We start from the raw sequence: 25,405 nt of genomic DNA on the forward strand, positions 1-25,405 counted from the left end.
GCCTCAGCCCAGGCGGCGGGCCAGCCAGTCGGCCCCGCGCAGCAGGGCCCGGCGCCGGCGCTGGCGCGGCGAGTTGCCGCGGGCCTGGGCGGGGACCCGGGCGGGCGGGGCGGCGGCCAGGGCGGCCAGGCGCTCGGCGGCGCGGGCCAGCTCGGCGAGCAGGCGCTTGCGGCGGCCGGGCTCCACGGTGTGCAGCAGGGCCGCGTGCAGGCCCTCGATCTCGGCGACTGCGGCGGCCAGGCGCAGTGCTGCGGCATCGGTGGACCGGTGGTCCCCCCGGTTCATGGTCGGCGGACTTCCTTCCGGAGTGCGGTCAGTAGACGAGGCCGGCGCACGGGTCGGCGTCGCCGGGCCGGGTGTTCTGCGCGATCCCGCTGGGCAGCCCGGTCGGTGACGGCGACGGCGCGGAGCTGCCGGTGGCCTCGGCGGCGGCGGTGGGCGCGGCGGTGGCCGCGTAGTCCGCCCCCAGGGTGACGGTCAGCGGCGTGGCCGCCTCCGCCGTGGCGCTCAGTGCGGCGCCGGGGAAGTGCTGGGCCAGCTGTTCGGCGTCCGCCCGGTGCCCGGTGGTGTAGCCGATGGTGGTGACGGCGTGTTCGGTCCCCTCGGTACTGGCCACCACGTCCTGGTAGCCCTGCGCCTTGAGCTCGCTCACCCCGCGCAGCGACAGCCCCGGGGTCGCGCTGCCGTTGAGCACGGTGACCGCCACCGTCGGGTCGGTCGGCGACGCGGCGGCGGCGACGGCGGTGGGCGGGTCGATCTGCCCGGTGTTCTGGCCGTTCAGTGTGCGGTCCTGCCGCAGCAGCGTCCACAGGGTATCCACGTCCGGGTGCACCAGGGCGACCCGGTCGCCGGCGTACCGCCAGGGCGCGGTCACGAAGCTGACGTCGGAGAGCTTGATCGAGCGCAGCGACTGGACGAAGACGGCCAGCTTCATCGCCGTGCCCAGGTCCGGGTCGACCGTGAGCGACTTGGTCGCCGCGTCCGACAGCGGCAGCAGCGCGGTCAGGTCGAAGCCCTTGTCCTGGATCTTCTTGGCCAGCGCGGCCAGGAAGGCCTGCTGACGCTTCATCCGCCCGATGTCGGAGCCGTCCCCGATGCCGTGCCGGGCCCGCACGTAGTCCAGCGCCGTCTGGCCGGAGACCACCTGACGGCCCTTCTTCAGGTGGATGCCGAAGCCGTTCACGTCGTTGGGCACGCAGACCGGCACCCCGCCCACGGCCGAGGTCATGGTGGCGAAGCCCTTGAAGTCGATCACCACGGTGTGGTTGACCCGCAGGCCGGTCATCGCCTCCACGGTGTTCTGCGAGCAGGCGGGGTTGCCGCCCTGGGAGGCGCCGACCGAGAAGGCCGAGTTGAACATCTGGTTGTGCTGCGGCGCGGTCCACCTGCCGGTCGGCAGCAGGCACGGCGGGATGTCCACCAACGAGTCGCGCGGGATCGAGACGGCCACCGCGTGCCGGTGGTCGGCGTAGACGTGGAGCAGGATCGCGGTGTCCGAGTTGCCCGGGCCGGGCTCGCCGCCGCCCAGCGCGTCGTTGCCGCCGGCCCGGCTGTCGGAGCCGAGCAGCAGCAGGTTGACGGGCCGTGAGCCGGAGCCGTCGCTGGGCCCGTCCGGCGGCCGGGAGCTGGCGATGCCGGCCCCGCTGAAGATGGACAGGTTGCCGTTGAGGTGTTCGTAGAAGGCGAACCCGGCGCCGGCGGCGGTCAGCACGAGGCCGGCCACGGTCAGGCCGGCCACCTTCGCCAGCCGGTGGCGGCGGGGGTGGGCGCCGCCCGGCTCGCGGCGTACAGTGGACGTGCCCTCGGGCGGGCCGCTCGCACGCCCCTTGCCCGGACGCTCGGTCATCGAAGTGTCTCCGTACGGTCGCCGACGGACCGGAAGGCAGGCTGCTCCTTCACGCAGTCGAAGGGGAAGACGCTCCGCTCAGGCATCCAGTTGCACACTTGCGCAATCTAGCAACTATTGGCCGCGGCGCAACCCCCGGCGGCACAGGACCGCCGGGGAAACCACCGAACGGCGCAACGGGCGGTCAGTACCCGGACGACTCGGGGAACTGGCCCGGCTGCTGACCCGGCATCGGCTGACCCGGCATCGGATGCTGCGGCCCGCCGGTGGCCTGACCGGGCACCACCTGCTGCGGCTGGGCCGGGGTCGGCTGCCCGGGCACGGGCGTGCCGGGTGCGGGTGTCGCGGGCGCGGCGTGGGCCGGGCCCGGCGGCACCGGCGTCGGCTGGGCGGGGGTCGCCGTCCCGTGCACCGTGGCCCGCCCGTACGGCGGCGGCGTGCTGCCCGGACCGGGGGCGGGCGCCTGGGCGGCCCCCCGCAGGTACATGGTCCGGTCCGCGCCCGGCTCGCCGGCCGCCGCGGCCTCCGGCTCCGGCTGGGCCGCCGGCGCCGGGATCGGCGCGATGGTGCCCGACGGCTCCGGCTCCGGCTCCAGCTGGGTCCGCCCGGCGGCGTCGCTCAGCTTGATCAGCAGCGCGGTGAGCAGCCAGTTCGCCATGGTCGAGGAGCCGCCCGCGGCGAGGAACGGCAGCGCCTTGCCGGTCAGCGGGATCAGCCCGGTGACACCGCCCACCACCACGAAGATCTGCAGCGCCACCGCGCTGGCCAGACCGGTGGCCAGCAGCTTGCCGAACGGGTCGGTGAGGGTCAGCGCGGTCTTCATCCCGCGCTGGATGAAGAGCACGTAGACCAGCAGCACCGCGATCACCCCGGCCAGGCCCAGCTCCTCGCCGACCGTGGTGAAGATGAAGTCGCTGCGCCCGGCGAAGCCGATCAGCCAGGGCCGGCCCAGGCCCAGGCCGGTGCCGCTGAGGTGCCCGGTGCCGAAGCTGAACAGCGCCTGGGCCGGCTGGTCGGAGATCAGTGCCTTGTCGTGCACCGGCTTGTAGATGTCCAGCGGGTGTAGCCAGGCCTCCACCCGGCCGTGCACGTGCGGCTCCAGGGTGCCGACCACGGTGGCACCGCCGACCGCCATCAGCAGGCCGAGCACCGTCCAACTGGTCCGCTCGGTGGCCACGTACAGCATCACGATGAAGACGCCGAAGAAGATCAGCGAGGTGCCCAGGTCGCGCTCGAAGATCAGCACCAGCAGGCTGATCACCCAGATCGCCAGCACCGGTCCGGCGTTGCGCCCGCGCGGCAGGCTCAGGCCCAGCACCTTGCGGCCGACCAGCGCCAGCGCGTCCCGGCTGACCATCAGGTAGCCGGCGAAGAAGACGCAGATCGCCAGCTTCACGAACTCGTCCGGCTCCAGCGAGATGCCGGGCAGCCGGATCCAGCGCTTGGCGCCGAAGCTGTCGCCGGGGAAGAAGGCCGGCGCCATCAGCAGCACCAGCGCGCCCACCATGATCAGGTAGACGTAGCGCTGGAAGAACCGGTGGTGCTTGACCGCCACGATCAGCACGATCGCCGCGGCGACCGAGATGAACAGCCACATCACCTGCGACGGGGCGCTGGGCAGCTTCTGGTAGTCGCCCTTGGCCGCGTGCACGATCGCGTAGGACTGGTCGAGCCGGTTGAGCAGCACCAGGCCGATCCCGCTGAGCAGGGTGGCGCAGGGAAGGATCAACGGGTCCGCGTACCGGGCGAACCGGCGCACCGCCAGGTGCGCGGCCAGCGCCAGCAGGCTGAACGAGACCCCGTAGACCAGCAGCCCCGGGGGCAGCTTGTGGTTCATCGCCTCGTCGGCGTCGATGTACGCGAAGAACGAGACCAGCAGGGCGAAGCCCAGCATCGCCAGCTCCAGGTTGCGCCTGCCGTCCGCGGCACGGCGCCCCTCCGCCCGCAGACTGGCCCGCTGGCTGCCTATCACACGAACTCCCCACCGGCACGGCTCACTGGACCGGCGAATTCTCGCACGCCGAGCGGGTCGCACGGGCCACCGCCCCGCGCGCGGCGGTGTCCGGAACCACCCTGTGCGCCCCGCGGCGCCGCCGTTAGACTGAGCGCCTCGCGACCACGGAGAGGGCGATTTCACGGATGACGGGCTGGACCAGGCTCGACGACCCCTCCCCGCAGCTGATGCAGCAGGCGGCGGCCAACTTCGGCCTGCTCGCCTCCACCATGCGCCTGCACATCGTCTGGGTGCTCAGCCAGGGCGAGGCCGACGTGGGCACCTTGGCGGAGCGGGTCGGCGGCACGCTGCAGGCGGTCAGCCAGCACCTGGCCAAGCTCAAGCTGGCCGGCATCGTCTCCAACCGCCGCGAGGGCCGGCGCCAGGTCTACGGCGTCGAGGACCCGCAGGTGGCCGACCTGGTGCGGCTGATGGTGGCGAAGCTGGACCCCCAGGCCCAGGGCGGCGAGGTGGTCCGGCAGCTGCGGAGCAGCGGTGCCTGACCCCGGCGCCCGCCCGCAGCCGGCCGGCGGTGCCCGGGACCTGCGGTCCGCACCGGACCGCCCGGGCGGTGCGGCCCGGCAGAGCCGCCTGCAGCTGCTGCGCGCGCTGGACACCGGGGCCCGCGGCCTGACCGAGGGCCAGGCCGAGGAGCGGCTCGTCCAGTACGGCGAGAACACCGTGCTCCCGCAGCCCGAGCCCGGCTGGACGCGGCGCACCCGGTCCGCCCTGGCCGACCCGTTCACCGCCCTGCTCGGCGCGCTGACCGTGGTCAGCGCGGTGATCGGGGCGTACGGCGGGGCGGCGGTGCTCGGCGTGCTGGTGTCGGCCGCCGTGCTGCTGCGGCTGGTCGGCGAGCACCGCTCGGCCGCCGCGCTGCGGGAACTGCGCGAGCTGCTGCCGGGCACCGTGACGGTGCTGCGCCGGGCCGGGACCGGCGAGCTGCCGCTGGCCCGCGAGGTGCCCGCCGAGCAGCTGGTCCCGGGCGACGTGGTCCGGCTGGCCGCCGGCGACGCCGTCCCGGCCGACCTGCGGCTGCTGCGGGCCGAGGGCCTGACGGTGGACCAGTCGGCGCTGACCGGGGAGAGCGGGCCGGTCGCCCGGTCCGCCCCCGACCTGCCGCCGCCGGCCGCGCCGAGCCCGTTCGAGGAGCCCCACCTGCTGCACGCCGGCTCCGCCGTGCGCACCGGCTCCGCCACCGCGCTGGTGCTGGCCACCGGGGCGGCCACGCTGTTCGGCGCCGCGCACCGGCCGACCGGGGCCGCGCTCGGCCCGTCGGCGGTGCAGCGCGGGGTCCGGCGGGCGGTGCGGGCGCTGCTCGTCTTCATGGCGGCGGCGGTGCCGGCCACCGTGCTGGCGGACACCCTGCTGCACGGCTGGAGCAGGTCGCTGCTGCCGTTCGCGGTGGCCGCCGCGGTCGGGCTGACCCCCGAGCTGCTGCCGGTGGTGGTCAGCTCGGTGCTGGCCCGCGGCGGGCGGGAGCTGGGGCGGCACGGCCTGCTGGTGCGCCGGCTGCCGACAGTCGGCGAGCTGGGCGCGCTGGACGTGCTCTGCCTGGACAAGACCGGGACCCTGACCACCGGTGAGGACGCGGTGGCCGGCGGCCTCGACCCGCACGGCCACCCCGACCCCGCGCCGCTGCGCTGGGCCGCCGTGGTGGCCGAGGCGGCGGTGCTGGAGGCCGGCGCCGGGGACTTCGACCCGCTCGACGAGGCGCTGCTGGCCGCCGCCGACGCGGCGGGGCTGCCGACCGCGGTGTCCGGGCTGACGGTGCGCCAGGTGCTGCCGTTCGACGCGGTCCGGCGCACCGGCGGGGTGCTGCTCGGCGGCGCCGGGCGGCAGCTGCTGGTGGTCAAGGGCGCACCCGAGTCGGTGCTGGAGCGCTGCACCGCGCTGACCGGGGCCGAGCGGGAGCGCCTGGCCGGGCTGGTCGCGCGGCGGGCGGAGGCCGGGTCGCGGCTGCTCGCGGTGGCCCGGGCCGAGGGCCCGGCGCGGCTGGGGGCGGTCGCGCCCGAGGAGCCGCTGGAGCTGCTCGGCTTCGTGGCGCTGCGGGACGATCCGGTCGACGGCGCCGCCGCGGCGCTGGCCGGGCTGACCGCCGCGAACGTGACGGTGACGGTGCTCACCGGAGACCACCCGGGCACCGCGGTGCGGCTGTGCGAGCAGCTGGGGCTCCCCGTGCCCGGGGTGCTGCTGGGCCGCGAGCTGGCCGGGCTGGACGACCGGGAGCTGGCCGCCGCGGCCGCGTCCGGCGTGGTCTTCGCGCGCTGCGACCCGGAGCAGAAGGCCCGGGTGGTCCGGGCGCTGCGCCGGTCCGGCCGGACGGTCGGCCACCTCGGCGACGGGGTCAACGACGTGCCGGCGCTGCGTGCCGCGGACGTCGGCATCGCCACCGCCGGCGCGGTCGGCGCCGCGCGCGCCCGGGCCGACCTGCAGCTGGGCGGGCGCGACCTGGCCGCGGTCGGTCAGGCGCTGGCGGCGGGCCGGGAGGCGGTCGCCCGGACGGCGGCCTACCTGCGGATAGCCCTCTCCTGCAACCTGGGCAACGCGCTGTCGATGCTGGTCGGCGGGGTGCTGCTGCCGTTCCTGCCGATGCTGCCGACCCAGGTGCTGCTGCAGAACATCTGCTTCGACGCGGCCCAGCTCTCGCTCGCGGTGGGCGGGCGCCCGGTGCGCCCGGGCGAGCGGCCGGTGCGGCTCGCCTGGGGGACGCTGGCCGGGTTCGCGGTGGTCTTCGGCCTGCTCAACTCGGTCTCCGACCTCGCGCTCTTCGCCGTGCTGGGCGGCAGCGGAGTCGGCTTCGGCGCGCCGGGCTCCGAGACGGCCTTCCACACCGTCTGGTTCACCGAGAACCTGCTCACCCAGGCGGTGGCGCTGCCGGTGCTCTCGGGCCTGGGCGGACGCGGGTCCGGGGTGCGGCCGTCGCGCCCGGTCGGGTGGGCGGCGGCGGGCCTGGCCGCGGTGGCACTGCTGCTGCCGCCGACGCCGTTCGGCGCGGCGCTGGGCCTGGCCCCGCTGCCCGGCGGTGCGTACGGCCCGCTGGCGCTGGTGGTGACCGGGTACACGGGGCTGCTGCTGGCCGGGCGGGCGCTGTGGCGCCGGTTCGGCCCGGCGGCCGGCTGCTGAGAGCGGTCCGCCGCCGAGCTGCCGGGGCCCCGGGGGTCGGCCGCCCCGGTGGCCGGGGGCCGAGCGGGGATCCGCGGGGTGCGCCGGGCGGCGTCAGACGGTGGCGCCGCTCAGCATCCGCTGCAGCAGGTCGCGCAGCGTGCGGCGCTCGGTCTCGTCCAGGGCGGCCAGCGGCTCGCGGGCGAAGTTCAGCGACTCGCGCAGCTCCGCCGAGGCGTCCTGACCGGCCTCGGTGGCCGCGACCAGCTTGACCCGGCGGTCCTGCGGGTCGGCCTCCCGGGTGACGAAGCCGCGCAGCTCCAGCCGGTCGACGATCCCGGTGATGTTGGACGGCTCGCAGCTGAGGGTCTGGGCGATGTGGCGCATCGGCATCGGCCCGCGCCGCAGCAGGGCCAGCACCTTCGCCTGGGCGCCGGTGAGCGAGCGGGCGGCGGCGGCCTCCTCGTACTCGCGGTGGAAGAGCGCGACCAGCCCCGCCATGAGGTCGACCACCTCGCGGGTCAGGTCATCGGTAGCAGGCTGAGTCTCCATGGATTGAGTCTACCTGAATATTTGACAACCTGAACCTTTCAGGTCCACTGTTGCTTCAGTAAGTCAACCTTTCATGTCAGGAGCATCTCGATGGCCGCGCAGCCCGTCCCCGCCACCGCCCGCGAGTGGCACCTCAAGGCCCGCCCGAACGGCTGGCCGGTCCCCACCGACGTCGCGCTCGTCGAGGCGCCGGTGCGCTCGCCCGAGCCCGGCGAGGTGGTGGTCCGCAACGCCTACCTGTCGGTGGACCCGTACATGCGCGGGCGGATGAACGACGTGAAGTCCTACACCCCGCCGTTCCAGCTGGACCGGCCGATGGACGGCGGCGCGGTCGGCCACGTGGTCGCCTCCGCGGCCGAGGGCTTCGAGGTCGGGGACGCGGTGCTGCACTTCGGCGGCTGGCGCGAGTACGCCACCGTCAAGGCGGCGCACGCGGTCAAGGTGGACGCCGAGCACGCCCCGCTCTCCTACTACCTCGGCGTGCTCGGCATGCCCGGCCTGACCGCCTACGCCGGGCTGCTCGAGGTCGGCGCCCTCAAGGAGGGGGACCGGGTCTTCGTCTCCGGCGCGGCCGGCGCGGTGGGCTCGCTGGTCGGCCAGATCGCCAAGCTCAAGGGCGCCTCGCTGGTGGTCGGCTCGGCCGGCACCGCCGAGAAGGTCGCCACCCTGGTGGACGAGTTCGGCTTCGACGCGGCCTTCAACTACAAGGACGCCCCGGTGGCCGAGCAGCTGGCCAAGGCGGCGCCGGAGGGCATCGACCTGTACTTCGACAACGTCGGCGGCGACCACCTGGAGGCCGCGATCTCGGCCCTGGGCGTGCACGGCCGGGCGGTGCTCTGCGGCGCGATCGCGCAGTACAACGACACCACCCCGCCGGCCGGTCCGCGCAACCTCGCGCTGGCGATCGGCAAGCGGCTGCGGCTGGAGGGCCTGCTGGTCGGCGACCACGCCGCGCTGCAGCCGCAGTTCGTGGCCGAGGTGGCCGGCTGGCTGAAGGAGGGCAAGCTCGCCTACGAGGAGACCGTGGTGGACGGCATCGAGCACACCATGGACGCCTTCCTGAGCCTGCTGCACGGTGGCAACACCGGCAAGATGGTCGTCCGACTGGACGGCTGACCCACGGTCCGACCCGGGCTCAGGTGATGGCAGGTCACCTGGCCCGGCGTCAGCACCGCGCGCCCCGGCGGGATTCCGTCGGGGCGCGCGGCGTTCTGCGTGCGCCACTCGATGGGGCCGTTCGGGGGAGAGATACCGATCAGGGGTAGACCTCCCCCGCGAACTGACTACCATGGTTCAAGCCTGTCCGTTTTGCTCAAGTTAGTCACCGAATGTCGATTGACCTGAGCAGCAAACGGGCAGGAGTCGAGCCAAGTGGCGCCAGGACCGACCGGCCACCGGCACGAGGCAGCTGGGGAAGGCGACCCTCGTCCACAGCCAGGAGGTCCCGGTGACGACACGTGGAGTCCTGTACATCCACTCCGCGCCCCGCGCGCTGTGCCCGCACGTCGAATGGGCGGTGGCGGGCGTACTAGGCGCGCGGGTGAGCCTTGACTGGATCCGTCAGCCCGCCGCGCCCGGCCAGTGGCGCTCCGAGCTGTCCTGGCAGGGGGAGGTGGGCACCGCCTCCAAGCTGGCCTCCGCGCTGCGCGGTTGGCAGCTGATGCGGTACGAGGTGACCAGCGAGCCGTGCACGGGCGCGGAGGGCGAGCGCTACTCCAGCACGCCGACGCTGGGCATCTTCCACGCCGTCACCGGCCTGCACGGGGACATCCTGATCCCCGAGGACCGGCTGCGCGCGGTGCTGCTGCGCGCCCGCAGCGAGGGCACCGACCTGGAGGCCGAGCTGTCCCGGCTGCTCGGCAAGCCCTGGGACGACGAGCTGGAGCCGTTCCGGTACGCCGGCGAGGGCGCGCCGGTGCGCTGGCTGCACCAGGTGGTCTGAGCCACCGGGTGGTCCGAGCCGCGCCCGACCGGGGCGGTCCGAGTCCGTGTCCGTGTCCGAGTCCGAGCCGCGCCGGCCCGGGCTCCCGGGACGCCGACGGCCCCGCCTGCCGAGCAGGCGGGGCCGTCCAGGACCGGCGTCAGACGGTGCGGAAGGCCAGCACCACGTTGTGGCCGCCGAAGCCGAACGAGTTGTTCAGCGCGGCGATCCGGCCGGCCGGCAGCTCGCGCGGCTCGAAGCGGACGATGTCGGCGTCGACCTCGTCGTCCAGGTCCTCGACGTTGATGGTCGGCGGGGCCTGGCGGTGGTGCAGGGCCAGCACGGTGGCGACCGTCTCGATGCCGCCGGCGCCGCCCAGCAGGTGGCCGGTCATCGACTTGGTGGCGGAGACGGCTACGTGGTCCAGGTGCTCGCCGAGCTCCTTGCGCAGCGCCTTGATCTCCGCGACGTCGCCCTGCGGGGTCGAGGTGGCGTGCGCGTTGACGTGCACGACCTCGGCCTTCTCCAGGTCGGTGGAGGCGAACAGGTGGGCCAGCGCGCGCGCCACGCCGGAGCCGGTCGGCTCGGGCTGGGCGATGTGGTGGGCGTCCGAGGAGAGGCCCTGGCCGACCGCCTCGCAGTAGACCCGGGCGCCGCGGCGCGCCGCGTGCTCGGCGGACTCCAGCACCACCACGCCGGCGCCCTCGCCCAGCACGAAGCCGTCACGGGCCTTGTCGTACGGGCGGGAGGCGCGCTGCGGCTCCTCGTTGTTCTTGGACATGGCCATCATGTTGGAGAAGGCCACGATCGGCAGCGGGTGGATCGCCGCCTCGGTGCCGCCGGCCACCACGACGTCGGCGCGGCCGGTGCGGATCATCTCGATCGCGTAGCCGATCGCCTCGGCGCCGGAGGCGCAGGCGGAGACGGGGGTGTGCACGCCCGCCCGGGCACCGACCTCGATGCCGACGTTGGCGGACGGGCTGTTGGGCATGAGCATCGGCACGGTGTGCGGGGACACCTTGCGGACGCCCTGCTCCTTGAGGATGTCGTACTGGTCCAGCAGGGTGGTGACGCCGCCGATGCCGGAGGCGATCACCGCGCCCAGGCGCTCGGGGACGACCTCGGCGTCCTCGGCGGTGGCGGCGGTCTTGAAGCCCGCGTCGGCCCAGGCCTCGCGGGCGGCGATCAGCGCGAACTGCGCCGAGCGGTCCAGCTTGCGGGCCAGCGGGCGCGGGAGCACCTCGCCGGGCTCCACCGCGGTCCGGGCGGCGATCCGCACCGGCAGATCGGCGGCCCACTCCTCCTCGAGCGCGCGGACCCCGGAACGGCCGGCGAGCAGCCCCTCCCAGGTACTGGCGGCGTCGCCGCCCAGCGGCGTGAAGGCGCCGATACCCGTGACTACCACGGTGCGGTTTTCAGTGGTCACTGGTCTGTCTTCTCTCACTGTGCGGAGGCGGGCCTGGAGCACCAGGGCGGAGGGGTTCCCCGGGGAGCCGGAGCTCCCCGGGGAGGGTGGATCAGCTGTTGGCGATGATGTAGTCCACCGCGTCGCCAACGGTCTTCAGGTTCTTGACCTCGTCGTCCGGGATCTTGACGTCGAAGCGCTCCTCAGCAGCCACGACGACCTCGACCATGGAGAGCGAGTCGACGTCCAGGTCGTCGGTGAAGGACTTGTCGAGTGCGACGTCCTCGGTGGGGATGCCGGCGATCTCGTTGACGATCTCAGCGAGACCCTCGAGGACCTCGTCCTTGGTAGCCATCTTGGCTGCTCCTCATTGTGATATCCGGTGACCCGCGGGTGCGGGCCACCACGGTGACGGTACGTAAGGCGCTTTTGGTGCCTATGGGAGGGTAACGACTGCCGCCGCGTAGACCAGACCCGCCCCGAACCCGATGATCAGGGCGAGGTCTCCGCTCTTGGCCTCGCCGCTCTCCAGCATCCGCTCCATGGCCAGCGGGATGGAGGCCGCGGAGGTGTTGCCGGTCTCGGCGATGTCCCGGGCGACCGGGACCGACTCGGGGAGCTTGAGCGCCTTGATCATGGCGTCGGTGATCCGCATGTTGGCCTGGTGCGGGATGAACGCGCCGAGCTGATCGGCCGTCACCCCGGCGGCGTCCAGGGCCTGCTGGGCCACCTTGGCCATCTCCCAGACGGCCCAGCGGAAGACCGGCTGGCCGTCCATCCGCAGCGCGGGCCACTTGGTGTCGTCGCCGGCGCCGTTGACCGCGCCGTCGAGCGCGAACGCGGTGTCCCAGGCCTCGGTCTGCGAGATGACGTCCTTCTGGGTCGCGTCCGAGCCCCAGATGACCTTGCCGATGCCGGGCGTGTCGGACGGGCCGACGATGGCCGCGCCGGCGCCGTCGCCGAAGATGAAGGCGGTGGACCGGTCGCTCTTGTCGGTCAGGTCGCTCAGCCGCTCGACGCCGATCACCAGCACGTACTCGGCGCTGCCGCCGCGGATCATGCCGTCGGCCAGGTTCAGGCCGTAGCCGAAGCCGGCGCAGGCCGCCGAGATGTCGAAGGCCGGCGCGGTCGGGCAGCCGAGCCGCAGCGCGATCTCGGTGGCGATCGCCGGGGTCTGCTTGAGGTGGGTCACGGTGGCCACGACCACGGCGCCGATCTGCGCCGGGTCGATGCCCGCCTGCGCGATCGCCTTGCCGGCGGCCTGCACGGACATCTCGGCCACGGTCTCCTCCGGGCCGGCCCAGCGGCGCTCGGTGATCCCGCTGCGGGTGCGGATCCACTCGTCCGAGGAGTCGATCCAGGTGAGCACCTCGGTGTTGGGGATGACGCGGACCGGGCGGTAGCCGCCCACCCCGAGGATCCGGGAGTACGCGGCGCCGGCGGCGGGGCGGATCTGGGGGGCGTCGGTCATACGGCGTTCTCCTCACCGGTGTGCTCGGCGACCAGGGCGCGAGCCTTGTCCAGGTCGTCCGGGGTCTTGAGGGCGAGCGTGGCCACACCCTTGACGTTGCGCTTGACCAGGTTGGTCAGGGTGCCGGCGGGCGAGACCTCGATCACGCAGGTCGCGCCGAGCTGCTCGATGGTCTCCATGCACAGGTCCCAGCGGACCGGGTTGGAGACCTGCGAGACCAGCCGGGCCAGCACCTCGGCACCGGAGGCGACGACCTCGCCGTCCTTGTTCGAGACGTACGCGACCGCCGGGTCGGCCACCGTCAGGGTGGGGGCCAGCTCGCTCAGTCGCTTGACGCCCGGGGCCATGTGGTGGGTGTGGAACGCACCGGCCACCTTGAGCGGGATGAGCTTGGCCTTGGCCGGCGGGTCGGCCTTGAGGGCCTCCAGCTCGACCAGGGTGCCGGCCGCGACGATCTGGCCGCCGCCGTTGTTGTTGGCCGGGGTGAGGCCGTGCTCGGCCAGCTTGGCCGCGACCTCCTCCGGGTCGCCGCCGAGGACCGCGGTCATGCCGGTCTCGGTGACGGCGGCCGCCTCGGCCATCGCGCGGCCGCGCTCGCGCACGAAGGTGAGCGCGTCGTGGGCCGAGAGCACGCCGGCCGCGGCCGCGGCGGTGATCTCGCCGACGCTGTGGCCGGCCACGGCGCCGACCAGTCGGCGGGCCAGCTCCTCGTCGGGGAAGAGCGCGCGGGCGGTCAGCAGGCCGGCGGCCACCAGCAGCGGCTGGGCCACCGCGGTGTCCTTGATCTCCTCGGCCGAGGCCTCGGTCCCGTAGTGCACCAGGTCGATCCCGGCCACCTCGGACCAACGGCCGAGCCGGTCGGCCATGCCGTCGAGCTCCAGCCAGGAGCTGAGGAATCCGGGGGTCTGGGCACCCTGTCCAGGGGCGACGATAACGAGCACGGTTCAACCCTCTCTCGCCAGGCGCCCGAGGGCGGGTAGGCGACGGTAACGAAGAAAAGCAGCGTGGATTGTGGGATCCCTACAGGGTGACCGGTTCAGTCCGAGGTTGACTCGAGCCTGCCCAGAGCCAGGGCGATGCGCAGCGTGAACGCCGAACGCACGTCCGAGGGCGCGTAGCCAGTGACGTCAGTCACACGACGGAGCCGGTAGCGCACGGTATTCGGGTGAACGAAGAGCATCCGGGCGGCGCCTTCGAGCGAGGAGGCCTGCTCCAGATAGACACTCAGCGTCTCCAGGAGTGCCGAGCCGGCCTCGTCCAGCGGTGTGTAGATCTCCTCCACCAGCTGACGGCGCGCCACCTGGTCACCGGCCAGCGCGCGCTCGGGCAGCAGGTCGTCGGCCAGCACCGGGCGCGGGGCGTCCGGCCAGGCCGCGCAGGCCTTCAGCCCGGCCGCCGCCGCGTGCGCGGAGCGGGTGGCCGAGAGCAGGTCGCCCACGGTCGGGCCGACCACCACCGGGCCCGGGGCGAACTGGCCGATCAGCGCGCGGGCGGCGTGCACCGGCTCCTTGTCGCCGCCGACCACCACCACCAGGCGCTTGCCGAGCACACCGGTGAGCACGTGCAGCCGGGCGTACCGGGCGGCCCGGCGGATCGCCTCCACCACGGCCTCGCTGTCCCCGTCCGGGGCGCTGCCCATCACCACCCGGACCTGGCTGGGCTGGCCCCAGCCGAGCGCGGCGGCCCGGGACAGCACGCCCTCGTCGGCGTCCCCGGAGAGCAGCGAGTTGACCACCAGCGCCTCCAGCCGGGCGTCCCAGGCGCCGCGCGCCTCGGCCGCCTGGGCGTAGACCTGGGCGGTGGCGAAGGCGATCTCGCGGGCGTAGACCAGCACCGACTCGCGCATGCCGTCCTCGTCGCCGGGCGCCGCGACCTCCGGGATCGCCTCCTCCATCACCTCGATGGTGGTGCGGATCAGCTCGACGGTCTGACGCAGCGTGATGGCCCGGGTCAGCTCGCGCGGCGCGGTGCCGAACACGTCGGTGGAGATCGCCTGCGGGGCGTCCGGGTGCCGGTACCACTCGGTGAAGGCGGCGATGCCCGCCTGGGCCACCAGGCCGATCCAGGAGCGGTGCTCCGGCGGCATCCGGCGGTACCAGCCGAGCTGGTCGTCCATCCGGGCGATGGCCGCGGTGGCCAGCTTGCCCGCCGACTTCTCCAACCGCTTCAGGGTGGCGGCGCGCAGTTCGGCCCGCTCGGCCGCCAGTCTGCGCTCCACGGCGGTCCCGCCGGAGCTGGCGCTGCGCCGCACCGCGCGGCGGGGTTTGGCGGGCTGCTCGCCCGGCGGCGTGGCGGCGCCGTCGCGCGGCGGGGCGGTGTCGGGGGCTTCTGAACGGTCTGGCACAGGGACAAGACTGCCTCACGGCGGGCCCGCATTTCGCGCCCGCCCCCGTCCGGCACCACTACGGTGGGTCGGGTGACCGACCCTGACCGCCCCCGGGCCGACCTGCGCCGCGCCGCCGAACGCCACACCTCCGAGCCCGTGCCGGGGGTGCTGACCCGGCACGCGTTCTCCTTCTCCGGCCACTACGACCCGAAGAACATCCACTTCGCGGCGCTCCAGGCGTGCAACGAGGAGACCCTGGCCCCCGGTGCCGGATTCGACGAGCACCGGCACCGGGACACCGAGATCCTCACCTGGGTCCTGGAGGGCGCCCTGGCCCACCGCGACTCCGACGGCCACGCGGGCGTGGTGCGCCCCGGCATGGTGCAGCACCTCAGCGCGGGCTCCGGGATCTCGCACACGGAGCGGAACGTCGGCGGGTCCGACGTCCCGGTGCGCTTCGTGCAGATGTGGCTCCAGCCCGACCGCTTCGGCACCCCGCCGGCGTACGGCCTGCGCTCGGTGACCCCCGCCGCCGACGGCCTGACCCTGCTCGCCTCCGGCCTGCCCGCCCACGCCGACTCGCCGGCCCTGCGCCTGCGCCGCGCCGACGCGGCCCTCTGGCTGGTCACCGCCGCCCCCGGCACCCCCCTCCCCGACCTCCCCGCCGCCCCCCACCGCTACGCCCACCTCACCCGCGGCTCCCTCGGCTACCGCACCATCCCGGGCCCGCGCGGCCAGGGCCGCTCGATGACCCCCGGCGACAGCCTCCGCATCACGGCCGAGGCCTTCGCCCACCCGGTCGCCGGCGAGGAGGGCGCGGAACTGCTGCTGTGGCAGATGGGATCGGGCCTGCTGCTGGGCTGACGACGCCCCACTGAGCCACCGTCAGCGGTACGATGGCCAGCTGCCGTTGCCCCGTCGGAACTCCCGGACGTCCCACAGCCGGGAGCCCGACCGGAGCCCGCCACTTGGGGGATCGGAGCAGGGACCACCGTGACCAGCGACAGCACCCGGAACGACATGTCCGGGACGGCCCGTGCCGTGTTCCAGGCCAGGACGATCAGCGGCGGCGTCCACGTGCACGTGGCCACCGAGCCCGACTCCGCCGGCCCGACGCCCCGGCAGCTCCCCGCCGACGTGCGAGGCTTCGTCAACCGGGTCGAGGAGATCCGTCAACTGACCGAGGCCCTGCCGGCCCCGGAGGCGGCGGGCTCCGCGACCCTGATCGTCATCGCCGGCACCGCCGGAGCCGGAAAGACCGCGCTGGCCCTGCGCTGGGCCCACCGGATCCGCGACCGCTTCCCGGACGGCCAGCTCTACGTCAACCTGCGCGGCTACGATCCGGGGGTCCCGGTCACCGCCCGGCAGGCGCTGCAACAGTTCCTCGTGGGGTTGGGAGTCGAGGGGAGGTCCGTGCCGGAGGACGCGGACGCCGCGGCCGCGCTCTACCGGTCGCTGCTGGCCGAGCGCCGGGTGCTGGTGGTCCTGGACAACGCGGCCACCGCGACCCAGGTGCGCCCGCTGCTGCCCGGCGGCACCAGCAGCCTGGTGGTCGTCACCAGCCGCAGCCGACTGTCCGGCCTGGCCGTGCGCGACGGGGCGCTCCGGCTGACGCTCGGCACGCTGCCGGAGCCCGAGGCGGTGGCGCTGCTGCACGCCGTCATCGCCGACACCAGGACCCGGGACGCCCCGGAACAGCTCGCCGAACTCGCCCGGCTGTGCGCGCGGTTGCCCCTGGCCCTGCGCATCGCGGCGGAGCGCGCGGCCGGTCGCCCGCACCTGGGACTGGACGAGATGATCGCCGAACTGCGCGACGAGTCGGCCCTGTGGGACGCGCTGAGCCTGGGGGACGACGAAGAGGCCGATGCCGTCCGGACCGTGTTCGCCTGGTCCTACCGCGCGCTGCCCGCACCGGTCGCCAGGCTCTTCCGGCTGCTCGGCCTGCACCCCGGGCCGGAGTTCGGGGTGCAGGCGGCCGCCGCGCTGGCCGCGCTGACCGTGGGACGCGCCCGTCAGCTGCTGGACTCCCTGGTCGGTGCCCACCTGCTGGAGCAGGTCGCCCCGGACCGCTACCAGTTCCACGACCTGCTGCGCGCCTACGCGACCGACCAGGTCCAGCTGGAGGAACCGCGTGCGGACCGGGAGGCCGCGTCGCGGCGCGTGCTGGAGTGGTACCTGCACGCCGCCGACGCCGCCCAGCACTGGATCAGTCCGGGGGAGGACCGGCTCACCCTGCCCGACGCCGACGAGGCGGTGGTGCCGCCGGTCCTCTCCGACTACAACGCGGCGGTGGACTGGGCCGAGCGCGAGCGGGCCAACCTGCCGCAGGCGGTCCGGAACGCGGCCGAGACCGGACACGACCGGCTGGCCTGGCAGTTGGGCGCGGTGTACTGGAACGCGCAGGCCCCGTCCGCACCGGGAGCGGACTGGCTCGCGGTGGGTCCGACCGCGCTGGCGGCGGCGGAACGCCTGGGTGACCGGGCCGCGCAGGCCCTGCTGCTCGGCCAGCTCGGCATGGCCCGCACCAGGGTCAACGAGCTGGGTGACAGCCTCGACTGCCACCGGCGGGAGCTGGCGATCCGGCGGGAACTCCGCGACCGCGTCGGCGAGGCACACGCACTCAATCTGATCGGGCTGGTGCAGCTGCGTCGTCGTCGCCTGGCGGAGGCGGCCGACGATTTCGAGCGCGCGATCGAGGCCTTCCGGGAACACGGCGCGGCCCGGTGGGCAGCCACCGCACTCGCCAACCTGGCAGCGGTCCACCAGCGCGCGGGAGAGCTGCCACCGGCCGAGGCGGCCGTGCGCGAGGCGCTGCGCGTCCACCGCGAGCTGGCCAACCCGCGCGGTGCGGGGAACGCGCTGCGCATGCTGAGCGAGCTCCGGCGCGAGGCCGGCGAGTCGGCCGAAGCCCTGGCGGCGGCCCAGGAGGCCGTGGAGATCGCGCTGACCTTGCGGGACCAGCGGCTGGAGGGATTCTGGCTGCTCACCCTGGGCGACGCCCAGCGTGCGGCCGGGGCTGCGGCAGAGGCGCTGGAGGCCTACCGGCGGGCGGCCGTGCTCAACCGCAGGCTGGGTGACCGCAGCCGCGAGGCCCTGGCCTGGCAGGGGACGGGGGAGGCCTACCAGGAGCTCGGGCGCGCTCACGAGGCCGTCGGCTTCCACCGGTTGGCCGCCACCGCCCAGCACGCGATCGGTGACGGCTGGCAGGAGGCACGGGCACTGGACGGTCTGGCGACCTGCCTGGCCGCGGTCGACCCGGCCGGCGCGCGCGAGAACCGGGTGGCGGCCCTCCGACTGCTGGCCGAGTACGACGACCCGAGGGCGACTGCGCTGCGCGACCGGATCGCGGTGGAGTTGGCCACTGCGGCGGGGGCCGCCGACTGACGGAGTCTCAGGCGTCGCCGGGCAGGAGGTGCTGGTCGGTCTGGTGGAAGGACCAGGTGCCGTTGGTGCGGGTGAGGATCCAGACCAGGTCGAAGCGGTCGGGCCAGGTGGTGGGGGCGCCGGCGGTGGGGGCGAGGGCCTTGGTGATGGCGGGGATCCGGGAGTGCTCCCAGCAGATCAGCACCGGGCCGGGGCGGGTCGTGACGGAGGCGGCGAGGGCGGCTTCCCGGGTCTCGGCGTAGTCGAGGTCGAGGGTGAGGCCCAGCTGCTTCGCGAGCGGGGTGACGGTCTGGCGCATCCGGTGGGCGCCCGCGTGGGGGCCGGTGTCGGTGGCGGCGTAGACGGTGGTCGGGGTCCGCAGGCCCGGGGCGGGTTGGGGTGTGAAGAGGCGCGGGAGCGCGTCGGCGCGCTGCCAGCCGCGGGCGGTGAGGGAGGAGTTGTCCGGGCGGCCGTCGTCGTCGCGGCCCGGGGTGCCGTCGGCGGGCTTCTCGCCGTGTCGGATGATCATGACGGTGAGGTCGCCCGCGGGTGCGGCGGGGTCCGGCCGGGCGGCCCGGCCGCGGTGGTGCGGGGAGCCGCAGCCGGTGAGCAGGAGGGCCGAGCCCGCGAGGGCGGTGAGGGCGGTGCGGCGGGTCGGGGTCATGGGGAGACGGTAGCCGGGCGCGGGTCCCGGAGCGCCTCGGGCCGCAGGCGTCAGGCGGCGTCGAGCTCCACCGTGCCGACGCCCTGGACGAAGTCCGACCAGGCGGCCGGACTGAAGGCGAGTTGGGGACCGTACGGGTCCCTGCTGTCGCGGACCGGGATCATGGCGGCGAAGTCCATGGCGACCTCCACGCACTCGCCGCCGTCGCCCTCGCTGTGCGTGCTCTCGTGCCACTGCATGCCGGACAGCTTTCCTCGGGCCGGGCGGAGTCAAACGCCCCGGCCGGAGCTCGCTCTCCGGTCGGGGCCCGGCCGAGCGGCGGTGCCCGGTCAGCCGCGCAGCTCGGTGAGCACCGCGTCCGTCAGCGCCGGCCAGACCTGGGCCGCCCACGGGCCGAAGTCGCGGTCGGCCAGGGCCACGCAGGCGACGCCCGCCCCGGGGTCGACCCAGAGGAAGGTGCCGGACTGGCCGAAGTGGCCGAAGGTGTCGGGGGAGGAGAGGGCGCCGGTCCAGTGCGGGGACTTGTGGTCGCGGATCTCGAAGCCCAGGCCCCAGTCGTTCGGCTTCTGGTGGCCGTAGCCCGGCAGCACGCCGCTCAGGCCGGGGAAGGAGACCTCGCGGGTGGCGGCGGCGACGGTGGAGGGGTGGAGCAGGCGCGGGGCCTGGAGCTCGGCGGCGAACCGGGCCAGATCGGCCGCGGTGGAGGTGCCGCCGGCGCCGGCCGGGGTGCGGTGGGTGGCCTCGATGGCCGTGGCGGTCATGCCGAGCGGCTGGAAGACGGCCTCGGCCGCGTACTGCTCGAACGGGATGCCGGCGGCCTCGGCCAGGGCGGCGGCGAGCACGTCGAAGCCGGCGTTGGAGTAGAGCCGCCGGGTGCCCGGGGCGGCCGTCTCGCGCGCCTCGTCGAAGGCCAGGCCGGAGGTGTGGGCGAGCAGGTGGCGCACCGTGGAGCCGGCGGGCCCGGCCGGGTCGTCCAGCTCGAAGACGCCCTCCTCGACGGCGACCAGCGCGGCGTAGGCGGTCAGCGGCTTGGTCACCGAGGCGAGCTGGAACCGGTGCTGCTGCGGGCCGTGCGCGCCCAGCAGCGCGCCGTCCGCGCCCCGCACCACCGCCACGGCCGCCGTGTCGACGGGCCAGTCCTCGATCATCTTCAGGCTCTCCATGACAGGAATGATCGCAGGAGTCCGGACAGTCCCGGGGACGGGCGGGTCGGCCTTGCTTGGAGTGCACTCGAAGTCGATAGCGTCGGAGCCGCCGCAATCACCGACCGGGAAGAGGCACCGCAATGAGCAACGAGGCCACGAGCAAGCTGCCCACCGTCGAACTCGGCACCGGCGGCCCGCTGGTGGGCGTCCAGGGCCTGGGCTGCATGGGGATGAGCGAGTTCTACGGGCCCACCGACACCACCGAGGCGCTGGCCACGCTGGACGCCGCGCTGGCGGCGGGGGTCACCCTGTTCGACACCGCCGACATCTACGGCAGCGGCCACAACGAGGAGCTGATCGGCCCGTTCGTCCGGGCCCACCGCGAGCAGGTGGTGCTGGCCACCAAGTTCGCCATCGAGCGCCGCGCGGACGACCCGACCTACCGCGGCGTGCGCAACGACCCGGCCTACATCCGCAGCGCGGTGGACGCCTCGCTGCGCCGGCTCGGGGTGGACGTGATCGACCTGTACTACATGCACCGGCGCGACCCGCAGGTGCCGCTGGCCGAGTCGGTGGGCGCGATGGCCGAGCTGGTCACGGCCGGCAAGGTCAAGCACCTGGGCCTGTCCGAGGTGACCGGCGCCGAACTGCGCGAGGCGCACGCGGTGCACCCGATCGCCGCCGTGCAGTCGGAGTGGTCGCTGTTCTCCCGCGACGTCGAGCGCACCGTGGTCGGCGCGGCCGCCGAGCTCGGCATCGCCTTCGTGCCGTACTCGCCGCTCGGGCGCGGCTTCCTGACCGGCTCCTTCGCCAACGCCGACCAGCTGGCGGCGGACGACTTCCGGCGCAGCATGCCGCGGTTCACCGGCCCGAACGCCGCCGCCAACGCCGCGCTGGTCGCCCCGATCCAGCAGGTGGCCGAGGAGCGCGGGGTGACCGCGGCCCAGGTGGCGCTGGCCTGGGTGCACCAGCAGGCCGAGGTGCACAAGCTGGTCGTGGTGCCGATCCCGGGCACCCGCAAGCGCACCCGGCTGGCCGAGAACGCGGCGGCGGCCACGCTCACCCTGACCGCGGCGGAGCTCGCGCTGCTGGAGCCGATCGGCGGCGAGGTCGCGGGCAACCGCTACGCCGACATGAGCTTCAGCTCGGCCGGCCGGGAGTGACCCCGGATCAGCTGATCCGGTAGCTGACCGCCTGGTAGTCGCCCAGCGCGATCGCGGCGAAGTTGTGCAGGCTCGCGGTGCCGTCGGCGAAGTAGCCCATGTGGCCGGCGGCACCGGCCGAGGAGATCTCCTCGGCGCCGAAGTCCGCGCCGGTCGGGTCGGCCCCGTGGCCCAGCCCCCCGACCTCCAGGTAGGGGACGTTGCCGATCCAGTCGGTGGGGTTGCGGGTGGCCCAGACGTGCACCCCGGTGCCCAGGTCCTGGGCACTGCTCACGCCCATGCCCGGGCTGCCCAGCACCACCAGGTCGGTGGTCTCGCCGCGCAGCCCGGGCGCCACCGTGCCGCAGACCACCGAGCCGTACGAGTGGCAGAACAGGGCCGGCGGGGCGGCCGGCGCGCTGGTGACGGCCAGGCCCGCGAGCAGCCGCTGCAGCCGGGGCGCGCCGGCGTCGGCCAGTCGCGAGGTGACCGCGTCCGGGCCCAGGCCCACCGGGGTCACGTAGCCCGTCCAGGCGACCACCGCGGTGCTGGTGCCGGGGGACTGGCGCTGCTCCTCGGCGCGCAGGGCGCGGGCCATCCCGGCGGGGGAGCGCAGCGGCTCCACGGTCCGGTCGAAGTGGCCCAGGTCGGTGTCCGAGCCCGGCACGATCACCGAGACCCGCTGGGCGGTGGCCAGGTCGCCGAAGACCTCGCTGGCCAGCCCGCGCCCGCGCGGGTCGAAGGAGAGGATCTGCCGGCCCGGGGTGAGCAGCGCCTGGCAGTCGTTGGCCCGGGAGACGGCGAGCGCGTGTGCGGTGGCGTCCAGCGACGGGTCCGCGGCCTGCGCCTTGGCGTGCTCGACCTCCTGGGCGACGGCCAGCGCGTTGGCCCGGTAGCGCAGCTGCAGCGGGGCGCCGTCCAGGTTGCCGACCACCAGCGGGTAGCTGTGCGCCAGCCGGTCCTGCTGGGCGGCGGTGAGGGTGGCGAAGAAGGCGGCGACGGCGGCCGGCGCGGCGGTGGCGGGGTCCGGCAGCGGGTGGCCCAGCGAGCGGTCCTGCACCCAGGCGGCGGAGCCGGCCGGCGGGGTGGTGATGGCCACCTGCTCGTTGGAGGCGGCGGCCTGGGCGGCGGCGGCACCGGCGTCGGCCAGCACCGCACAGGTGGCGAAGGCACCGATCAGCATCCGCTTCAGCCGCCTGCGCTGCATCGCGTCAACTCCTGGTGGTACGGCAGCTGGTCTGGCGACAGCCGGTCCTACGAATGCGGTCGTTCGGCCAGCGTAGGTGCTCCGGAGCGGTGATGGAGACGCCCTAAACTGTGGGTTGAATCACAGTGTCCGGGAATTCGCCGGGCCTGACCTGACGACGCGTCAAACGCCCGGGCCGGTTCCCGGGTGCCGACCGCTCGGCCGAGCGGGTGTCAGACCGGCCGGGCGGCGTCGCCCCAGTCGGCGTCCAGCGCCGGGCCGAGCTGGTCCAGGTGGCGCTGGATCGTCGTGATCAGGCCCTCCGGCCCGTCCTCCTCCGCCGGGCGGCCGGACGCCTCGGCGGTCCAGGACAGGTGGGCGGTGCGGACCGCGGCGCCGAAGACGGCGGCCAGCAGGCGCGGGCGCAGGTCGGTGGCCGGGTCCACGCCCTCGCGGGCGGCCAGGATCTCGGCGACCCGGCGCTCCTGGTCGGCGGCGCGGCGCAGGTGGGCGGCGAGCAGGCTGGGGGTGGTCTCGATCAGCTGGACCAGCTCCAGGGCCGCGGTGACCCCGCGCCCGGCCGGGTGGTGGGCGGCGCTCAGGTCGCGCCAGGTGGCGCAGATCGCCTCGCGCATGGCCAGCTGCGGCGGCTCGGCGGCGGGGCGGGCCCGGAGCAGCTCGACGAAGTAGTCCTCCGCGTCCGCCAGCACCGCGAGTGCGGCCTCCTCCTTGTTGGCGAAGTACCGGAAGAAGGTGCGCTGGGAGACGTCCACGGCGGCGGCGATCTCGTCCACCGTGGTGGTGGCGTAGCCCTGACTCAGGAAGAGCCGGTGCGCGGCGTCCACCAGCGCCTCGCGGGTGCGCTGCTTCTTGCGCTCGCGCAGGCCGGTGACGGCGGGTTCGGCGGCCGCCGGGCCGGACGCGGGGACCAGGGGCGCCGTGCTGGTGGGAGCCATGCGAACACGATAGCGCGGCGGTGGGTTGACATGGCTTGCCTGATGTCAGTGGCTGACATAATCTCGAACGGGTGGCGCCCGTGCGGCCGATGCGCTCGTGGGGACGGGCGGGGTCCGGGCGCCACCCCGGCGGCCGCCCCTGGTGCCAGACTGGAGGCAGGGGACGGGCACGGATCGCGGACCAGCACGGAGAGCTGACCCGCCATGCGCCCAGAAGACCGCCCAGAGGACCGGCCGGAAGACCGCCCGGCAGAGCGTCCGGAAGACCGCCCGGCAGAGCGCCCGGAGGACGGGCACCGGCCGCCCGACGACGCCGCGGCCCCGCAGGACCGGCGGTTACTCGCCGGCCGCTACCTGCTCGGTGATCCGCTCGGCCACGGCGGCATGGGAACGGTGTGGACCGCCCTGGACACCAAGCTGAACCGCCAGGTGGCGGTCAAGGAGCTGAGCGTCGGCGGCGTGCCGAAGAGCGAGCTGCCCACCCTGAACTCCCGGATGGAGCAGGAGGCGCGCGCGGCCGCGCAGGTGAAGCACCCGAACGTGATCACCGTCCACGACGTGCTGGAGGAGGACGGCCGCCCGTGGATCGTGATGGAGCTGATCGACGGCCGCTCGCTCGCCGAGGTGATCGGCGAGGAGGGCACCCTGTTGCCGCGCGACGCCGCCCGGGTCGGTGAACAGGTGCTGGCGGCGCTGGACCAGGCCCACCGGCACGGCGTGCTGCACCGCGACGTCAAGCCCGCCAACGTGCTGCTGGAGCGCGGCGGCCGGGTGGTGCTGACCGACTTCGGCATCGCGGTGCTGGCCGGCTCGCCCGGCCTGACCCGCACCGGGGACATCGTCGGTTCGCCCGACTTCATCGCCCCCGAGCGGGTCGCCGGGCACCGGCCCGGGCCGGAGTCGGACCTCTGGTCGCTGGGCGCCACGCTCTACGCCGCGGTCGAGGGCCAGTCGCCGTTCCACCGCACCACCACCATGAGCACGCTCCAGGCGGTGCTGTCCGAGCCGCTGCCGCCGCCCGGCCACGCCGGTCCGCTCACCCCGGTGCTGGACCTGCTGCTGCGCAAGGACCCGGCCGAGCGGCCGACGGCCGAGGAGGCCGGGCGGATGCTGCACGAGGTGGCCACCATGCACACCTCCGGCACCGCCGCGCTGCCGACCGCGGCGACCCCGGGCACCCCGCTGCCGCTCCCGGCGCCGGCCGGCCCCGGCCCCGCGGGGCCGCCCCCCGGGGCACCGCCGACGGGCCCGGACGGGCGGTCCCGCCGGACGCTGCTGCTGGTCGCCGGAGCGGTGCTGCTGGCCCTGCTGATCGGCGGGGTGGCCTTCGCGGTGGTCAACAGCTCGTCCTCGGGCTCGGGCGCCAAGGCGTCCGGCTCGCCGACCCCGACGGCCGCCGCCACGCCGTCGCCGACCGCCGCGCCCACCCCCGCGCCGACGCCGACCCCGGCACCGACACCCGGGACGGTCACCGCCACCGCGACCACGACCACCGCTGCCCCGGCGAGCCGGCCGCCGGCCGCGACCCCGGCACCGGCGGGCTACACCTGGTCCGACGACCCGGCCGGCTTCCGGGTGGCCGTCCCGCAGGGCTGGACCCGGACCGAGAACGGCGGCCAGATCGACTACTCGCCCGACGGCGGGCTGCACCTGCTGCGCTTCGGCGTGACCCCGGGCGCCGCCCAGTCCTCCGTGGACCACTTCACCCAGCTGGAACAGACGGTCGGCGCGCAACCCGACTACACCCGGATCACACTGACCGCCAACACCTTCCAGGGCCAGCCGGGCGCGCTGTGGGAGTTCACCTACACCGACGCCCAGAAGGGCCCGCGGCACGCCGCCGACCAGGCCTTCATCGCCGCCAGCGGCACCGAGTACGCGGTCTACATGGCGGTTCCCAGCGGCGACTGGACCACTGCCCAGCAGCAGTTCAGCACCGTGCTCAACTCGCTGACGGTGCACTAGGCCCGCGCAGCTGGCCGCGGGCCCGGTCGAGGTAGCGGGCCCGCTCCTCCAGTTCGAGGTCGGGGTAGTAGTCCTTGAGCCAGACCAGGGCCTCGGCGGGCGGGAGCTGCAGCTCGCCGAGCAGCCATCGGGCGCGCAGCAGGATGTCTTCGTGCATGGCGGCATCGTCGCCACCCGCGCGCACCACCCGCGCGCCGGAGTGGGCCGAACGGCGCACGGCCGCACCGTCGCCCAACAGACTGCGACCCGCACCGCCGCCCCCGGCTGCGACCCGCACCGCCGCCCACCCGGCCGCGCCCCGGGCGCCCGACCGAAGGCCGAGGGCGCCCGAGCAACGGCCGAGGGCCGGCCCCCCGGTGCGGGGA

Annotated in this window: 22 protein-coding genes and 2 pseudogenes; 9 read left to right on the forward strand and 15 right to left on the reverse strand. The window is 74.8% G+C overall.

Translation table 11 applies throughout. The features are described from left to right. Positions 1–3: 3 nt before the first annotated feature. The 3 genes and pseudogenes from ACFW1A_RS19705 to ACFW1A_RS19715 all read right to left on the reverse strand — a co-directional run. Positions 4–285, reverse strand: a complete 282-nt coding sequence (locus tag ACFW1A_RS19705) for a hypothetical protein (protein ID WP_380410382.1) — start codon at positions 283–285, stop codon at positions 4–6. A gap of 28 nt (positions 286–313) precedes the next feature. Further along, entirely contained in the window at positions 314–1,846 is a 1,533-nt protein-coding gene (locus ACFW1A_RS19710) for an LCP family protein (RefSeq protein ID WP_380410383.1), read from the reverse strand. 520 nt (positions 1,847–2,366) lie between these two features. Then, positions 2,367–3,740, reverse strand: a pseudogene (locus ACFW1A_RS19715) (FtsW/RodA/SpoVE family cell cycle protein); the annotation flags it as partial. Between the two features lie 245 nt (positions 3,741–3,985). Here ACFW1A_RS19715 and ACFW1A_RS19720 point away from each other — a divergent pair. Then, entirely contained in the window at positions 3,986–4,342 is a 357-nt protein-coding gene (locus tag ACFW1A_RS19720; RefSeq protein WP_380410384.1) for an ArsR/SmtB family transcription factor, read from the forward strand. Then, a complete protein-coding gene (locus tag ACFW1A_RS19725; protein ID WP_380410385.1) occupies positions 4,335–6,965 on the forward strand; it encodes an HAD-IC family P-type ATPase in 2,631 nt (876 codons plus the stop codon). Before ACFW1A_RS19720 ends, ACFW1A_RS19725 begins: the two co-directional genes overlap by 8 nt. A 93-nt stretch (positions 6,966–7,058) precedes the next feature. Here ACFW1A_RS19725 and ACFW1A_RS19730 read toward each other — a convergent pair whose 3' ends face one another. After that, the gene (locus ACFW1A_RS19730; RefSeq protein ID WP_380410386.1) at positions 7,059–7,496 is read right to left on the reverse strand and encodes a MarR family winged helix-turn-helix transcriptional regulator; all 438 of its coding nucleotides are present in this window, start codon (positions 7,494–7,496) and stop codon (positions 7,059–7,061) included. A 90-nt stretch (positions 7,497–7,586) separates the two neighbouring features. Here ACFW1A_RS19730 and ACFW1A_RS19735 point away from each other — a divergent pair, with 90 nt between their 5' ends. Both ACFW1A_RS19735 and ACFW1A_RS19740 read left to right on the forward strand, forming a co-directional pair. Continuing rightward, the gene (locus tag ACFW1A_RS19735; RefSeq protein ID WP_380410387.1) at positions 7,587–8,612 is read left to right on the forward strand and encodes an NADP-dependent oxidoreductase; all 1,026 of its coding nucleotides are present in this window, start codon (positions 7,587–7,589) and stop codon (positions 8,610–8,612) included. 331 nt (positions 8,613–8,943) lie between these two features. Next, complete coding sequence (locus ACFW1A_RS19740; RefSeq protein ID WP_380410388.1) at positions 8,944–9,438, forward strand: DUF3145 domain-containing protein; 495 nt, start codon at positions 8,944–8,946, stop codon at positions 9,436–9,438. Positions 9,439–9,577: 139 nt separating this feature from the next. Here ACFW1A_RS19740 and fabF read toward each other — a convergent pair whose 3' ends face one another. From fabF to ACFW1A_RS19765, 5 genes are all read right to left on the reverse strand, one after another. Then, positions 9,578–10,843 carry a beta-ketoacyl-ACP synthase II gene (gene fabF, locus ACFW1A_RS19745; RefSeq protein WP_380410389.1) on the reverse strand — a complete coding sequence of 422 codons (1,266 nt, stop codon included), beginning with the start codon at positions 10,841–10,843 and terminating at the stop codon, positions 9,578–9,580. 91 nt (positions 10,844–10,934) lie between these two features. Further along, positions 10,935–11,177 (reverse strand): acyl carrier protein, encoded by a 243-nt coding sequence (locus ACFW1A_RS19750; protein WP_380410390.1) that lies wholly within the window; start codon positions 11,175–11,177, stop codon positions 10,935–10,937. Between the two features lie 81 nt (positions 11,178–11,258). Beyond that, positions 11,259–12,293 (reverse strand): beta-ketoacyl-ACP synthase III, encoded by a 1,035-nt coding sequence (locus ACFW1A_RS19755; protein ID WP_380410391.1) that lies wholly within the window; start codon positions 12,291–12,293, stop codon positions 11,259–11,261. Next, the gene (locus tag ACFW1A_RS19760) at positions 12,290–13,234 is read right to left on the reverse strand and encodes an ACP S-malonyltransferase (RefSeq protein WP_380410392.1); all 945 of its coding nucleotides are present in this window, start codon (positions 13,232–13,234) and stop codon (positions 12,290–12,292) included. Before ACFW1A_RS19760 ends, ACFW1A_RS19755 begins: the two co-directional genes overlap by 4 nt. A 95-nt stretch (positions 13,235–13,329) precedes the next feature. Continuing rightward, positions 13,330–14,499 (reverse strand): PucR family transcriptional regulator, encoded by a 1,170-nt coding sequence (locus tag ACFW1A_RS19765; RefSeq protein WP_380410402.1) that lies wholly within the window; start codon positions 14,497–14,499, stop codon positions 13,330–13,332. 210 nt (positions 14,500–14,709) lie between these two features. Here ACFW1A_RS19765 and ACFW1A_RS19770 point away from each other — a divergent pair, with 210 nt between their 5' ends. Together ACFW1A_RS19770 and ACFW1A_RS19775 are read left to right on the forward strand one after the other, a co-directional pair. Next, on the forward strand, positions 14,710–15,483 hold the full coding sequence (locus ACFW1A_RS19770) for a pirin family protein (RefSeq protein WP_380410393.1): 774 nt from the start codon (positions 14,710–14,712) through the stop codon (positions 15,481–15,483). Between the two features lie 129 nt (positions 15,484–15,612). After that, positions 15,613–18,003: an ATP-binding protein gene (locus tag ACFW1A_RS19775; RefSeq protein ID WP_380410394.1), complete on the forward strand. Its 2,391-nt coding sequence runs from the start codon at positions 15,613–15,615 to the stop codon at positions 18,001–18,003. A 7-nt stretch (positions 18,004–18,010) separates the two neighbouring features. Here the strand turns inward: ACFW1A_RS19775 and ACFW1A_RS19780 are convergent, their stop codons facing one another. From ACFW1A_RS19780 to ACFW1A_RS19790, 3 genes are all read right to left on the reverse strand, one after another. Beyond that, positions 18,011–18,646 (reverse strand): hypothetical protein, encoded by a 636-nt coding sequence (locus ACFW1A_RS19780; protein WP_380410395.1) that lies wholly within the window; start codon positions 18,644–18,646, stop codon positions 18,011–18,013. A gap of 50 nt (positions 18,647–18,696) precedes the next feature. Further along, positions 18,697–18,885, reverse strand: coding sequence for a DUF397 domain-containing protein (locus ACFW1A_RS19785; RefSeq protein ID WP_380410396.1), 189 nt, complete (start codon positions 18,883–18,885; stop codon positions 18,697–18,699). Between the two features lie 90 nt (positions 18,886–18,975). Next, positions 18,976–19,809: a serine hydrolase domain-containing protein gene (locus ACFW1A_RS19790; RefSeq protein WP_380410397.1), complete on the reverse strand. Its 834-nt coding sequence runs from the start codon at positions 19,807–19,809 to the stop codon at positions 18,976–18,978. Positions 19,810–19,931: 122 nt separating this feature from the next. Between ACFW1A_RS19790 and ACFW1A_RS19795 the strand changes: the two genes are divergently transcribed. Then, on the forward strand, positions 19,932–20,954 hold the full coding sequence (locus ACFW1A_RS19795; protein ID WP_380410398.1) for an aldo/keto reductase: 1,023 nt from the start codon (positions 19,932–19,934) through the stop codon (positions 20,952–20,954). Positions 20,955–20,961: 7 nt separating this feature from the next. Here ACFW1A_RS19795 and ACFW1A_RS19800 read toward each other — a convergent pair whose 3' ends face one another. After that, positions 20,962–22,140 (reverse strand): alpha/beta hydrolase, encoded by a 1,179-nt coding sequence (locus ACFW1A_RS19800; RefSeq protein ID WP_380410399.1) that lies wholly within the window; start codon positions 22,138–22,140, stop codon positions 20,962–20,964. A 212-nt stretch (positions 22,141–22,352) separates the two neighbouring features. Further along, complete coding sequence (locus tag ACFW1A_RS19805) at positions 22,353–23,075, reverse strand: TetR family transcriptional regulator (RefSeq protein ID WP_380410400.1); 723 nt, start codon at positions 23,073–23,075, stop codon at positions 22,353–22,355. Between the two features lie 354 nt (positions 23,076–23,429). On the opposite strand from ACFW1A_RS19805, the gene ACFW1A_RS19810 reads away from it, so the two are divergent. Continuing rightward, positions 23,430–25,040 carry a serine/threonine-protein kinase gene (locus ACFW1A_RS19810; RefSeq protein ID WP_380410403.1) on the forward strand — a complete coding sequence of 537 codons (1,611 nt, stop codon included), beginning with the start codon at positions 23,430–23,432 and terminating at the stop codon, positions 25,038–25,040. Here ACFW1A_RS19810 and ACFW1A_RS19815 read toward each other — a convergent pair. Continuing rightward, the gene (locus ACFW1A_RS19815) at positions 25,018–25,197 is read right to left on the reverse strand and encodes a hypothetical protein (RefSeq protein ID WP_380410401.1); all 180 of its coding nucleotides are present in this window, start codon (positions 25,195–25,197) and stop codon (positions 25,018–25,020) included. The genes ACFW1A_RS19810 and ACFW1A_RS19815 overlap by 23 nt on opposite strands. Between ACFW1A_RS19815 and ACFW1A_RS19820 the strand changes: the two are divergent. Continuing rightward, positions 25,192–25,405 (forward strand): annotated as a pseudogene (locus tag ACFW1A_RS19820) (hypothetical protein); the annotation flags it as partial. The gene ACFW1A_RS19815 and the pseudogene ACFW1A_RS19820 overlap by 6 nt on opposite strands.

Source organism: Kitasatospora sp. NPDC058965, assembly GCF_042741245.1.
In the GTDB taxonomy this organism is placed as follows: domain Bacteria; phylum Actinomycetota; class Actinomycetes; order Streptomycetales; family Streptomycetaceae; genus Kitasatospora.